Origin of the sequence: Hwangdonia seohaensis, from assembly GCF_031932625.1 — a bacterium.
Classification (GTDB): Bacteria; Bacteroidota; Bacteroidia; order Flavobacteriales; family Flavobacteriaceae; genus Hwangdonia; species Hwangdonia seohaensis.
Map to the genome: position 1 here is coordinate 476015 of NZ_JAVSCK010000003.1, position 14538 is coordinate 490552.

The window sequence follows — 14538 nt, forward strand, 5'->3', positions numbered from 1 at the left end:
TTACGGGTTTATAGAAATTTTATTATTCGAAATAATGCCATAAACTTTTCCTTTTAAAGGTTCATTTTCAAAAATGGCATTTTTAGACTTCGAAATGATATCCTTTTTAGTAAATGTATATTTATGTGCAGGATTAAAAAGCGTAATATTAGCCGTATTGCCAACATTTATAGGGGTTTGCTCCAATCCAAATCGCGATTTTCCTTTAGTTAAAATATCAATTGTTTTTTTAGTTGTAAAGATATTTTGTAGCGCACCAAAAGCCGATTCGAGTCCGATAGTGCCATAATCGGCATAATCAAATTCTATCTTTTTTTGTTCAATATCAATAGGGTTGTGGTCGCTGGTTACCATATCAATCGTGCCATCTTTAAGACCTTCAATTAGTGCCTCAATATCTTCTTGGGTGCGCAATGGTGGCGATACTTTAAAATGGGTGTTGAAATCATTTAAAATGGCATCGGTAAAATATAAATTATGTATGGCGACACTGCAACTTACATCCAGTTTTTTCTGTTTTGCAGCTCTAATCAAATCCACCGATTTTGCTGTAGAAATGGTCGGTATATGTAATTTTCCGCCGGTGTATTCCAATAAAAATAAATCGCGTACTATTTGCAATTCTTCTGCTAAAGCCGGATTTCCTTTTAAACCTAAAGTGGTGCTGGTAATGTTTTCGTTCATAACACCATGCCCGGAAATTTTATTTTCCTGCGGAAAGGAGCAGACCAAACCATCAAAATTACTGGCATATTGCAAGGCGATTTTCATTAGATTCGGATTGGAAATGGACTTTTTATAATCGTAAAAAGCTACCGAACCTGCCGTTTTCATATCAAACAATTCCGCTAAATCTTCCCCTTTGCTATTTACCGTTAACGCGCCAACGGGCAATAAGGTTACGGCGTTGTTGGCCGATTTTGAGTTTACAAAGGTAACATCCGAATTTGTATCGATTACAGGATTGGTATTAGCATGCATCGCTACCGCCGTAAAACCGGATGCCGCAGCGGTTTTTAGTCCGTTTAAAATGGTTTCGCGTTCCTCAAAACCTGGTTCGCCAAAACATACGCTGCTATCAAACCAACCTTGTGAGATGTGCAGATTGTCAAGTTCAATTTCGGCGTAATTATTGGGGTTTTTAAGCGATTTTCCAATTTTTGAAATCACACCTTTTTCAATTAATATATCTTGAGTGGAATTGTGAAACTCACTTTTAGAATCAATAATTGTGGCAGACTTTATAAGTATGTTCATTTAAAATATTTTAAGATGAGCATTTCAACAAGCAATAATAGTAGTGCAAAAATAACAAACCATTTCCACAGCGCATTAATTTTTGAGTCACTTTTTATGGTATCGAAAATTTCAGTAATGGAATGGCTTACGGTGGCATCTTTTACATTCGAAAGATTGCTGTAAATTAAATCGCTCTCATTTCTGTTGTAATTATAGCTCACCTTTGCAATGGTTTCAGCTTTGTTTTTTATGGCGTATGTACTGGCAACCGTTGGATTATCGGATGTATTAATCACCACTTTGTTGTTGAAGGATTGCTGTTTTGGTATCAAATTGATATCATTATTTACCAGTGCTAAAATATCGTCTTGCTGCAATTGCGTATCCACATCAAACCGGTTTTCTTCGCCTATGGTGTAATATAATTGCGGGATTTTAAAGCTGAATTTTGCGATATTATAAAGCGTGGGAACAATTAAAGGTGAACTCTTGAAATTTGAATTATCGTTATTTAAAGCCGAAGTAAATATAAACGCATTCTGGTTTTGGTATAAAAAAGCCTTGTTATCCTCAAAACTCAAAACTTTTGAAGCACCATTTGAAACCACATTGTAAAAGCTATTTACTTTGGGGTATTGAAAGTTACGCACCTGTTTTTCAAACACACCATTGCTGTATAAAGGATGCGAATAGTTTATGGTGGTCATGCGTTTTTCATTGGCATTTAAATCGCTAAACGAGGTTGCGTAGTTTAAAAGCAGTGCGTTGTAAGCTGATTTTGTAATGTCTTTTGAAGGTATAACAACCAGCGAGCCACCTTGATTTGTAAAGGCTTTTATGGCCGAAACTAAGGCATTCGGAATGGTTTTCAATTCATTTAAAACAATGAGATGCTGATTATCAAAAAGATTATAATTTAATTGATTGGTTGAAGTTGATGTATAATTGAATTCAGTTGAATTGTAAATACGTTTTAAAAACGAATCGTCACTTTCATTTATTGATAAAACATTAATTTTTGAAGCGGTATTTATATTGAAAAACAAGCTGTTGTCGAATTGTAAATGGGCATCGTTAATGGTGAGCTTTCCATCTATAACTTCATTTATGGGAAGCGAAAAAGTAGTGCTGGCTTTATCATTGATTTCCACCGAGGTTTTAGCAATTAAGTTCTCGTTGTTAAATAACGAAATGGGTACGTTTTCTGTGCCGTTCCCAGTTTGTTTTAATTGTACGGTAAGCTCAATATGTGTTGGAGAGGTTCCGGAAACATAGGCGCTATCAACCGAAATATTACGCGCATTTACTGGCTGTAGTTTAACAAAATGCAAATTGGTTAACGAGTCTTTTTTAACGGTTATTTCGCTGTTGTCTTCTTGGAAATCCGATATTAAAACGATGTTTTTAACAGCATTCGATGTTGCGTTGAAAAGCGTCTGGCTTTTTAATAATGCCGCTGTAGTTGTTAAATTGTTCGCTGTATAATCCAGTTGTAACAAATCATTTTTTATAGCCTTTATTGTCGTATTTTTATAAACCGTGTTGTTTGTAAATAATGCTATATTTTCGTTTTCGGGCACATTATTTATAAGGTCGTGTACGGCACGTTTTAAAAGCTCGCCGTTATTGCCTTTGGCTTGCATGCTAAACGAATTATCTAAATAAATAACCGTTTCTTTTTTGGTATTTAAGGCGTCGATTTTTGAAGTAAACGGTTGCGCAAATGCCAATACAATAGCCGCTAACAATAACAATCTGGTACACAGAATCAGCCATTTTTTTATTTGCGAACTCTTACGTGTTTTCAGTGTGGCCTCTTTTAAAAAAGCCACATTGGTGAACGCTGTTTTTTTAAATTTCCGGAGTTGAAATAAATGAACAATAATAGGTATTAGCAGTAAAAATAAGGCGTAAAGAAGTTCGGGGTGTTTAAACTGCATTCCTTTTTAGATTTGTCAAACCATAATTTTTTAATAAAAGTAAAACACAACGGTATAAGGTTTTAAGCTTTAAAGTTCTTTCAGATTTAATTTTCTCCATTTAATTAAAATGCCACCACCGCTATGTATTTGCAAGGCAATGCTGCCAGTGCCAGCCCCAATTTTCTCATCGTCAATGGTAACCATTTGCACGCCGTTTAACCACGACGTTATTTTACCGTCAATAGCTCTTATTTTTAGTTTATTCCATTTTCCCGATTTTAAAACCGCTTCTTTTTCAGGTGCAGGTTTAATAAGCCAACCACGACCGTAAGATTCATAAATGCCACCGGTGTGTAAATTTGGTGGAGCAACTTCAACTTGCCAACCGCTAACTTTTGTGCCTTCAATAGTAGAGCGAATAAAAACACCGCTATTGCCATTATCGGTTTCCTGTTTAAATTCTAAGGTGAGCTCGAAATTTTTATAATGTTTGTCGGTTGCTAAATAGCCATATTCCTTATCCGGACCACTTTCAGAGATTAAAAATCCATCTTCTACATACCATTTTTCGGTGCCGTAAATGGTCCAACCGCTCAAATCTTTTCCGTTAAAAAGAGAGACTTTTTTTTGGGCTGTAACAAATTGATTGGAAAAAAATAAAGAAAAAAGTAATACTACTGCTGTTGATTTTAGATTCATAATAATGATTTTTTAAGTGAGTGAATATAAGCATTTGTTAGCAAAAGAAGAAGTAATCTTTTTTATTAACCATGTGTATTGATTTTAAATAAGTGTTTATTTCTTTTTGAGCGGATTTGTTGGCTACCGTAATGATGCTTTGTGGGTTTTCGATACCTTCCAAATACCGAAAAGGATGTAATGTTTCGCCATAAATATCACGACCGATTTTTTTGGGGTTGTCGCAAATCCACTCAAAAGGAACCTTCTTCTTTATCAGCTTTTTTGCAATCGTTTTACCCTTGTTTCCCGCACCCCAAACCACCAGTGTTTTATTGGGATTGTAATCCAACTCTAAAAAATAATGGAGCTTTAAATCGATAAAATGATTTTCGGCATAATGCACATGCGTTCGTGATGTTCGCGACCTGTAATCGCGCCAATTGTGTATTACTTCATCACATGGGATGCATTTATAGTTGTGCTTGTAGAATCTGAAAGCCAAATCGTAATCCTCAGGATAGCTATTCGGGTTAAAGGCATCGCAAGCCATTAAATCGCTTCGGTAAACCATCCAACAAGGCGAGGGAATAACGCATTCTTTGTAAATTTCAGAATAATTTTCACCGCTTTTGGTCAAGTTGTTCAACCAGATTTCATAACTTTTATAACCGTCTTTTATGCCGTCTTCAGAAAAATAATTCACCAATCCTATGGCAACATGCTGTTTGCCATACGTTAAAAGCTTGTTTGCCAATACCTCTAGTTTGTTGGGCTGCATCACATCGTCGCTATCCATTCTGGTAATCAATTCGCCTTTACTGTTGCCAAATGCCAGTTTTAAGGCATCAATAATACCGTCGCCGGAATTTTTTAAAAGTTTAATCCTGCTATCTTTATCGGCATAAGCTTTAACGATGTTAGGGCTCGAATCCGTAGAAGCGTCATCAACAATCAATAATTCCCAATTTGTGTAGGTTTGATTTACTATAGAATTTAAACAAGCTTCTATATAGGCTTCGGTATTTTTAAAAGGCGTCAATATACTTATTAAGGGCTTTTCCATATTGCGAAAATAACGATAATTCGGCTTATTTTTAACAGAACCTTAAGAACAGTCATCGTAACATAGTAGTATTTTCGGCGTCTATAAGTAACCTATAATTACAGACATGAAAACGAGAACTTTAATCGCATTATTTGCAGGGATTTTACTTGCCAGTTGTAGCACCACCAAAACCACAGCTAACGATTTAGCCATTAATTTACCTATTGAAACGGCCATACATTTAGACAAAGTTGTAGACGATAAAGCGCCGGTTACCATTAACCCAGGGCGTTTTACGGTTGAAACGGTTACATACCGAATGCCCAAAGTGGTTCAAGGCACGTACGCTGTTAGCAATTTTGGAAGTTACATTGACGATTTTAAAGCTTTTGATTACCAAGGAAATGAAATGCCCGTAACCAAAGCGGATACCAATTCTTGGACGATTGCAAACGCAACACAGCTTGATAAAATCACCTATTGGGTTAACGATACTTTTGATATTGAAACCGAAGGAGGCATTGGAAAAGAAGTGCCGTTTTCGCCAGCAGGAACCAATATTGAGCCCGAAAATTATGTGTTGAATTTACACGGGTTTATCGGGTATTTTGATGTTTTAAAGAACAACCAATACAAACTGGATGTGACGGCTTCAAGCGATTTTGTTCGTACTTCGGCATTGCAAAAAATGGGTTCTCAATTAAGTGAAGACGGTAAAAACAAAACAAGCAGCTATTTTGCACCACGATATTTTGACATTACCGATAACCCCATGATGTACGGCAATTTGGATGTTGAGGAATTTATGGTGGGCGATATTAAAATTGTTTTGAGTGTGTATTCGCCAAATAAAGTGCATTCGGCCAAATCGTTAAAAGAAACGATTTATAACATGATGAAAGCACAAATAGCTTTTTTGGGCGATATAGATACCACACCTCGTTACGACATTTACTTGTATTTATCTGATGGCGAAGAAACCTCGCCAAAAGGTTTTGGGGCTTTAGAGCATCATACGTCTACCGTGGCTGTTATGCCTGAAGCTATGCCAAAAGAAGCCCTTGAAGAAGGCATGATTGATTTGGTATCGCACGAGTTTTTTCATATTGTAACGCCGTTGAGCGTGCATTCTGAAGATGTGCATTATTTTGATTATAACAATCCAACATTTTCAAAGCATTTATGGATGTACGAAGGGGTTACCGAATATTTCGCATCGCTGTTTCAAGTGAGTGAAGGTTTGGTTGATGAAGCTGCTTTTTACAATAAACTAATGGATAAAATTCAAGCAGCTTCTCAAATGGACGACGCTATGAGTTTTACCATTATGAGCGAAAATGTTTTAAAAGCACCGTACAAAGATCAGTATTTAAACGTGTATCATAAAGGGGCTTTAATAGGTATGTGCATCGATATTTTAATGCGCGAAGAAAGCCAGGGCAACAGAGGTATTTTATCCTTAATGAAAGAATTATCAAATAAATACGGGAAAAACAAACCGTTTGAAGATGATAAATTGATAGATGAAATTGTAGCGATGACCTATCCGTCGTTACGCGAGTTTTTCGACGACCATGTTATTGGCGATTTACCAATAAACTATACGACATTTTTCGATAAAGTAGGATTGGAAATCGGCGAAGGCAAAGTGGAAACCAATTACATATTAATGAATGGCGCGCCAATTGTTAGTGGCGACGGTCAAACAGGTACTATCTTTTTTACGGATATGGTTTTAGAAAATAGTTTTTGGGCGGATCATGGCGCAAAACCAAACGACGTTATAAAATCGATTAACGGAACATCGGTTAGCTTGCAAAATGCGAATAACGTTTTAGAAGGTGTGTTTTCTTGGAAACCGGGGAAAGAGATTGAAGTGGTACTTAATAGGGCAGGCGAAGATATTGTTATTAAAACAAAAACGACAAAAACCTATACCATAGGCCAAGGCATTATGCCCAAAGAAGATGCTACCGATGCACAAAAAGCATTGCGTGAAGCGTGGTTAAAGGGCTAGTTCTATTAAAAAAAAACAATAAAAAAAGATTGATAAATTATAGGTTTATCAATCTTTTTTTATTTATGAAAGCTTTTGAATCAATTAACTCAAAAACCCAAAAATTGGATTAAACATTGAACAAGAAGTGCATTACATCGCCATCCTTAACGATATAATTTTTGCCTTCAACACGCATTTTACCAGCTTCTTTAACTTTGGCTTCACTTCCAAAAGCCACATAGTCATCATAAGCAATAACCTCGGCTCTAATAAATCCTTTTTCAAAATCGGTATGGATAACGCCTGCTGCCTGTGGTGCCGTAGCTCCAATATCCACAGTCCATGCGCGCACTTCTTTTACACCAGCGGTAAAATAGGTTTGTTGGTTTAATAGTTTGTATGCAGAACGGATTAATTTAGCTGAACCCGCTTCATCAAGCCCAATGTCCTGTAAAAACATTTGGCGCTCTTCGTAATCGTCCAATTCGTTAATATCGGCTTCCGTTCCCACAGCAAGTACTAAAACCTCGGCGCTTTCGTCTTTAACGGCATCTTTTACTTGCTCAACATAAGCGTTTCCGGTAACGGCAGAACCTTCATCTACATTACAAACATACATAACCGGCTTATCGGTAATAAGTTGTGAAGGCTTTACAAAATCGTTGTAATCATCTTCAGAAAACGTTAATGCTCGTACCGAAACCCCAGCTTCTAAGCCAGCTTTTAATTTTAATAAAACAGCTTCTTCCTTTTGGGCTTCTTTATTCCCGGTTTTTGCAGCACGTTTTACTTTATCCAGTTTTTTATCGACGGTTTCCAAATCTTTCAACTGCAGTTCCATATCGATGGTTTCTTTGTCCCGAATGGGGTTTACGTTGCCATCAACATGCACGATATTATCGTTATCAAAACAGCGCAATACATGAAGGATAGCATCGGTCTCACGAATATTAGCCAAAAACTGGTTGCCTAATCCTTCGCCTTTACTGGCTCCTTTTACCAAGCCCGCAATATCTACAATCTCTACGGTTGCAGGTTGTACGCGTTCTGGATTTACCAATTCTTCCAGTTTTTCCAACCTCGGATCTGGTACATTTACCACCCCAATGTTAGGCTCGATAGTACAAAACGGAAAGTTTGCACTTTGCGCTTTGGCATTTGATAAACAATTGAATAAGGTCGATTTCCCTACGTTTGGCAATCCTACAATTCCTGCTTTCATTGAATAAGTTTTTATTCATTCCCTTGAAGAAGGGAATCTATATTTATTTGCGAGTGCAAATGTAGTTAATTAGTAGAATATTAGCTTACCTTATAATAGTATTAAATCAAACTAAATTACTTTAAATAAACCTATAATTGATTTTTCCTCAAAACATCAAAAAAATCATTCACAGCTTTAAATGCAAACTCACATTCTACTTTTGTTAATTTTTTGTTTTCATGTACAATTTCATTTCTAATCTTACGAATACTATCAATTTGACTCAAAACTTTCCTGTCATCATTAGTTATATTATTCAAAATAAGTGGCAATTCAACATTAATTAAGTAACTGATAGGTATGTTTTTTTTAAACTCCTTGAGTTTCTTGTTTGATACACCGTTAGCCAGTTTATATTTGGTTAATTTATCTACTATAAGAACTTCAATCATTGTAAATAATTCTAAAATAGCATACTTATAATTATTGTTGACATAAAATTCTTCTCTTGCTTTAAGATGAAATTCATCAATTTGAGATATTTTACTATTAGATTTTACAAACTCTTTTATTACTTCTCCATTTTTATCAAAATCTAAGTTTTTCTTAGAACCAATAGTAAAAGAAGTTGGCATTTTTAAGCTTTTGATTCCTATAGCAACTCTCATTTCTGAATTTAACCTTTCACTTATTTTCTTATCCAAATCTTCTTGAAGATATAAATATCTACCTTCTCTTATCACAAGTAACTCTTCATTCAAATCTTCTGGAAATTTTGTATGAATATCTCCTGATTTTATTCTATAAATTTTCAAAAAATACTTTAATATATCATCAAATTTATCTTGTACTGAATTGACATTTTCAATATCCTCAACCTCTATTCCAAATAATAAATTGGTTATATCTCTAGTTCTAAAAGAATTACAATTAGACCCAATAGTTTCAATAATTAATTTTGAATTCTCTATTTGAATAAAAAGTTCTTTTTTAGACAATTCTTTTATTTTGTTAGTTTTCAAAGTACTTTCAGTCTTCTTATCTGAAATTTTATTGACGATAATATCATTATTATAATCTAAAATTTGTAACGCTTTAACGTGTTGTTGAACCCTAACAGTAAAATCATATCCTTCATGGTTCATATGTAACCCAAAACCTTTTTTGAGAGTTATTAAACTAGGATAACTAACCAATTTATATAATATTCCTCTTTTCATTTTTGATTAAATTAATAAGCTTTATTTAATTCATTTTATGAATGTAAGATAAATAATAAAAAAATCTCAAGTTGAAATTTAAGACTTTATAACGTAAAACCTATTTCAATTTTTAACAAACTTATAAACACCAGTATTAATATCGTTGCTTTTTAGCTTAACAAAATAAATACCCGAAACCATATTTAAAGTTGATACATCTATTTTTGTTTTGGTTGTTGAATCATTTAAACGATTTAAAGGTCTCTCGAAGATTTTTTCGCCCAAAACATTATAAAACTCAACAGTAATCGTGTTATTTGTTTTCGCTTTCAATTCAATATTCAGTTCATCTTTAACCGGATTGGGATACATGTTTAAATGATGATTAGAATGCACAACTTCATCATTACTTAATGGGGCATCAACCTCACTAAACCGGATATAATCAAATTGCGCAAGCAGATTTCCCGGATAAGCTTCAAAAACATAAGCTATAAGCCCGACTTGTAATGTAGCTGGTAAATCTGGGCGATTAAATGCGTCTCTAAATATCCAAGTGGAGCTTCCAATTTGTCGTGAATAAAGACTGAAAAATGTTCCTTCCCGCACCATTCTGAGCTCTGCGGCGGTACCGGACATATTATCTGTAAAGGCGCGTATTGAACTTAAATTGTTGGTGGTAGATTTAAGCTCAATCGATGGATTATCAAAACGCATTCCGGCAACATTAAAAACATAGTTTTCGTTTCCGGATGTTGTAGATGCAGGGTCTCTGGCCATTAATCCAGCCAATTGCGTCCATCCATCAATATCTTGTGTGGGATTGTTTTTCTGTTTGGTGTAAACGGCTATAACCACATTAAAATCTCCCGTGATTTCTTTGTAGATAAGTCCCGCATTCATATCTACCCACCAAACGCATGTTCGGTTGCATTCCACGTCATCAAGGTTCATTTCCATAAATCCGTTATTCATGGGAACTGGTGTTTGGTAATATTGGGTTTGGAATAAATTCCATGATTCATCCAGTATTGAATCGTTAAACACATCGCTTAAAGCACTTATTTGACTGAAAACCGTTGTTGTAAAGCAGATGTAAACGATGCCTATTAAGTAGTTGTTTTTCATTTTTAGTTGGTTTTAAATTTATAATAGATTTACTGACTCCTGTTTAAGTTGCTCTAACAAATTTTAAAAGCCTATTTTGATTGCTCGCCATAGGCTTTTGGTTTTGAATAAATTAAATAATCCCCGAAAAAAAATTAATCATCCAAAAGTTCCTGTTGGTAATGTGATTATATAGTAATTTAAAAAGTTTTGATGTTTTTAGATTTATTGTTTTTTGAATTGATAGAATTAGACCTTTATTATTCAATTATTTGATCATTTCTGAATGTTCTTCCCATTTTTGAACGGTCCTTGGCATAGAAAACCATAGAATTATAAACATGGCCAATAGCAAAAAACCCGTATATAATGGAATGTAAAACAGGGTTTCTACGGGGAAGTTCAATCCCATAATTAGGCTTGTGGCCGAAATAATTCCTGCCATAATAGCGTACGTGTTGTCATCGTAAAACCAAGTATAAGGAAACAAGTGCGCGCCCGTAATAATGGCATATACCATTACAAAATAATCCGGTTGGGTAAGTAAAATAAATACCAAAAACGGAAAGTAAAACAACTGTGCAAAGTTTAACCAAAGCCCTAAGGATTGCAACGGGTTTTTGGCCACTTTCCATTGTGTTTTCAAGAGTTTTGAAAACACAAACGCCAACGGAAGCAACAATGCACCAATTATAAAAACCAATACGCTTTTGTTGTATGATGTGGCTTTTAACGACCATATGTAGGCTATGGCAAACCAAATTACAGATGCCGCCAATAAAAAGTCGGTGCCTTTTTTTGCTTTAACTGCGAGCTCTAATTTAAGTTTTTGGAGTTGGCAATAATTCATAATTATAGTTTTAAGATTTAATGTTTTCTACTGTGTTAAAAATTATTTAATGGCTTTTCCCCTTATTTGGGTTGTGATAGGAATAAAGGGCGAGTACAAATTATAAGCCTCAATTTCCAGTGTATTAAACCCGGCAGATTCCAATAATATTTTGGTGTCTCTATTGGTGTGGCACCCTTCAAAAAACCAATGCCACGGTTTGTGCAGTATTTTTTGAATGTAAGCTAAAATGCTTTTTTCTTTAGCTTTAACATGCTCAACAAACACAAAAACCCCGATGGTTTTAATATGCGTTTAATTTGCTTAATGCATGTTACAGGATTGTTTACCGTACAAAGCACTAAAGTTGATACCACAAAATCACATGAGTTATCTGGTAAACCTATCGACTCGCCAACCATGGTTTTTATTTCCAGATTAATGCCATATTTTGCAGCATTCTTTTTTAAATTATTATGCATATAAATATTGGGTTCTATTGCAATTAACCTTGTTCCCTTTTTTAAATAGCGCATATTTGCCCCTGTTCCCGAACCAATTTCAACAATGGTTTCTGGATGGTTTTTAAAGAGTTTCTTTTTAGATTTTCCAAAAAGATAATTCATGTAACCATCAAGGATTTTAAACACCCAAGCATTTATTGGCCCGCGAATGTTATTGGTTTCGAAATCAGAATGCTTCATCACTTATAAGCTTTGAAGGGCTTTGATATCTTCTATTAAACGCGAGACTTCCTCATCCTTAATACCATTATAAATACCTCGTATTTGTTTGTCTTTATCTATGAGGATAAAATTTGAGGTATGTATAAAATCTTGTAATCCACCATCGCCTTCATCAGTAACCGCGAAATAACTTTTGCGCGCCAGCTCGTAAATGTGTTTTTTATTGCCCGTTGTAATATGCCATTTTGAGTCTATCACACCATTTTTATCGGCGTAAGCTTTCAACCTCGGAATGCTGTCAATATCTGGGGTTACGGATAACGATAGAAGCATAACCTCGTCATCATTCAAAAACTCCTGTTGAATTTTGGCCATATTATTGGTCATAACCGGACAAATTGTTGGGCAACTGGTAAAAATGAAATCTGCTACGTAAATTTTATTTTTATAGGTGTCTTGGGTGATGGTTTTTCCGTTTTGATTGATTAATTCAAAATCGGCAACCCTGTGGTTTTCACTCAAATGGTGTAAACTCGCATCTACCAATTCAGGATTTACATCCGTTGGATTGTAGACAGCTGGCGCCTCTTTATGCGACAGATATAATTTATATACATGTGCTGAAATTAAAACCAATACCAATAATGATAATGACGATTTAACGATAAATACTTTCATTTTAAATACTGTTATAAAATTGAATTGCTAATGTTGATATCGGCGTCTTTCCAAGCTTTGTTGAATTCCTTTTTTATGGTCTTTGCCTGAGATTTTTTTCCTTGTGCCACATAGGCATTGTATAAACCGATGAGCGACCATCCGTTTTGTCTTAAAACTGCCAAATCTTCCTTGTATATTTTTTCGGCTGCTTCGTATTTTTTAGCCTTCATTAAAACAGCGCCTAAATTCTGCCTTGTTGGAATATGCCACGCCGAAGGTTCGGTATAAACGAGGGCATCTTCAAAAACCACAGCATTTTCAAGATGTTTGATAGCCGTTGGCAAATCGCCTTTTAAAGCCGCCAATTCTCCCGCCACAACCTCAAAAGCGATTGCTGCAATTGAAGCTGAATTATTGTTGGCTGTTGCCACGATATTTTCTAACTCTGGGTCGTTTTTAAGTGTCTTAATCGCTGTTAATTCTTCCTCCGCATCTTTTATATTTCCTTTTCTAATAAAGGCAATTCCCCTGGCGTAATGTCTTATCAGATTTAAATGTTTGATTTTTGGGCTTGGTGCCGGTGTCGATAAAATTTCATTCCATTTTCCGAATCGTGTATAAGCCAATAAAGGTGTTGAAGCAAAATCCTGTAAAAAGGGCATGTCAACAAATTCTCCAGCGGGTACTTTTTCAGCTGTTTTTCTGGCGGCATCAATAGCCAATTCGCTGCTCCCCAACAAACTCGCTGAAGACCATAAAAAATGTATGTTATGCGGATAATAACCCAACGGATACAGCCCTTGCGAAAAACATTGCGAAATATAATCCTCATCGGCCAAAATAGCCGCTTGATTAACTTTTACGGCATCTTTATAGCGGCCCACTCGAATATAAATATGCGAGGGCATGTGCACGATATGTCCTGCTCCAGGCATTAGCGACGCCAATTTATCGGCACTTTCTACACCAAGGTCTGGATAAGGCAATTCTACCATGTGGATATAATAATGATGCCCGCCCGGGTTTTCTGGCTCTAGTTTCATAGCTTTTTCCAATGCCGTTTTAGCCTCTTTTATATTTGGTGATGGGTTTCCGTTTTTATCCCAGTAATTCCACGGTACCGTATTCATTACCGATGCGGCATATAAAATCTGAATGTTCGCATCGTCCGGATACATTTTAACCACTTTGGCCATTTCCATCATGTAAGCCATATTTAATTCAGCAACATCTTTACTTAAATTTTCGCTATATCTTGCAGACAGCGCTTTAATTAATGCTTGTTCTTTTGGGGTTGCCAATGGTGCTAATTTTTTAGCCTTAGCGATGGCCTCATTATATTTTATCTTGCGCTCGTCATCTGGTTGGGTATCATTTATATTCGGGCCTAAAGCAAAGGCTTGTCCCCAATAATTCATGGCAACATTTGGTGCCAATCGTGCTGCTTCCATAAAAGAACGGTGTGCTTCGGCGTGATTAAAAGCGTAACTGAGTTTTAAACCTTGATTAAAAAAGGCCTGAACTCTATCATTAGTTGTAGAAATTTTAAAACTAAGGTTTCCCAGATTATTGAAAAGCGGAGAAATTTGTTTGGTTGTGTCCACTTCACCCAACAAAAATTTCGCTGGTGTACACTTTACAAAATTATAGGCCAAAGGTTTTGAAGCTTTCGGTTCGGTTTTATTTATAAGAATTGCGGTAACGCATAATGACAGTACAAAAGTTATAATTGTTGATGCATAAATTGTTTTTTTCATGATTTCTATAAGATTAAATTCGATTTACAAATCGTTTCTGGTTTTTATGATTTTATTTTAAAAGTGTTTTTGTTGATTTAATTGTCTTACTCTTAACTTGTACTTTCTATTAAACCAAATTTGCTTTAATGTTGAATCGTATTTTTTTGATTGTAAATAATTCATAACTGTTCGTTTTTGTTTTAAATGATGCTGCAAATCTAAATG

At 35.3% G+C, this 14538-nt stretch carries 13 protein-coding genes; 1 reads left to right on the forward strand and 12 read right to left on the reverse strand.

The window, feature by feature from the left end:
• The 4 genes from RNZ47_RS11135 to RNZ47_RS11150 form a co-directional block, all read right to left on the reverse strand.
• A complete protein-coding gene (locus RNZ47_RS11135; protein WP_311939955.1) occupies positions 1-1257 on the reverse strand; it encodes a dihydroorotase in 1257 nt (418 codons plus the stop codon).
• Entirely contained in the window at positions 1254-3179 is a 1926-nt protein-coding gene (locus RNZ47_RS11140; protein WP_311939957.1) for a BatA domain-containing protein, read from the reverse strand. The genes RNZ47_RS11135 and RNZ47_RS11140 overlap by 4 nt, the downstream gene beginning before the upstream one ends.
• 69 nt (positions 3180-3248) lie before the next feature.
• Positions 3249-3860, reverse strand: coding sequence for a 3-keto-disaccharide hydrolase (locus tag RNZ47_RS11145; RefSeq protein WP_311939959.1), 612 nt, complete (start codon positions 3858-3860; stop codon positions 3249-3251).
• Positions 3861-3897: 37 nt separating this feature from the next.
• Positions 3898-4905: a glycosyltransferase family 2 protein gene (locus RNZ47_RS11150; RefSeq protein WP_311939960.1), complete on the reverse strand. Its 1008-nt coding sequence runs from the start codon at positions 4903-4905 to the stop codon at positions 3898-3900.
• 106 nt (positions 4906-5011) lie between these two features.
• Between RNZ47_RS11150 and RNZ47_RS11155 the strand changes: the two genes are divergently transcribed.
• Positions 5012-6904 (forward strand): M61 family metallopeptidase, encoded by a 1893-nt coding sequence (locus RNZ47_RS11155; RefSeq protein ID WP_311939961.1) that lies wholly within the window; start codon positions 5012-5014, stop codon positions 6902-6904.
• 109 nt (positions 6905-7013) lie between these two features.
• On the opposite strand, the gene ychF is transcribed toward RNZ47_RS11155, so the two are convergent.
• From ychF to RNZ47_RS11195, 8 genes are all read right to left on the reverse strand, one after another.
• Positions 7014-8108, reverse strand: coding sequence for a redox-regulated ATPase YchF (gene ychF, locus RNZ47_RS11160; protein ID WP_311939963.1), 1095 nt, complete (start codon positions 8106-8108; stop codon positions 7014-7016).
• A gap of 131 nt (positions 8109-8239) precedes the next feature.
• Positions 8240-9310: a hypothetical protein gene (locus RNZ47_RS11165; protein ID WP_311939966.1), complete on the reverse strand. Its 1071-nt coding sequence runs from the start codon at positions 9308-9310 to the stop codon at positions 8240-8242.
• Between the two features lie 105 nt (positions 9311-9415).
• Positions 9416-10420 carry a T9SS type A sorting domain-containing protein gene (locus tag RNZ47_RS11170; RefSeq protein ID WP_311939968.1) on the reverse strand — a complete coding sequence of 335 codons (1005 nt, stop codon included), beginning with the start codon at positions 10418-10420 and terminating at the stop codon, positions 9416-9418.
• A 247-nt stretch (positions 10421-10667) separates the two neighbouring features.
• Positions 10668-11249: a DUF7010 family protein gene (locus tag RNZ47_RS11175; protein ID WP_311939971.1), complete on the reverse strand. Its 582-nt coding sequence runs from the start codon at positions 11247-11249 to the stop codon at positions 10668-10670.
• 42 nt (positions 11250-11291) lie between these two features.
• The gene (locus tag RNZ47_RS11180; RefSeq protein ID WP_311939973.1) at positions 11292-11516 is read right to left on the reverse strand and encodes a hypothetical protein; all 225 of its coding nucleotides are present in this window, start codon (positions 11514-11516) and stop codon (positions 11292-11294) included.
• Positions 11474-11932, reverse strand: a complete 459-nt coding sequence (locus RNZ47_RS11185; RefSeq protein ID WP_311939974.1) for a class I SAM-dependent methyltransferase — start codon at positions 11930-11932, stop codon at positions 11474-11476. The genes RNZ47_RS11180 and RNZ47_RS11185 overlap by 43 nt, the downstream gene beginning before the upstream one ends.
• A gap of 3 nt (positions 11933-11935) precedes the next feature.
• On the reverse strand, positions 11936-12592 hold the full coding sequence (locus RNZ47_RS11190) for an SCO family protein (protein ID WP_311939977.1): 657 nt from the start codon (positions 12590-12592) through the stop codon (positions 11936-11938).
• Between the two features lie 11 nt (positions 12593-12603).
• The gene (locus RNZ47_RS11195; protein WP_311939979.1) at positions 12604-14331 is read right to left on the reverse strand and encodes a tetratricopeptide repeat protein; all 1728 of its coding nucleotides are present in this window, start codon (positions 14329-14331) and stop codon (positions 12604-12606) included.
• Between the last annotated feature and the right edge of the window lie 207 nt (positions 14332-14538).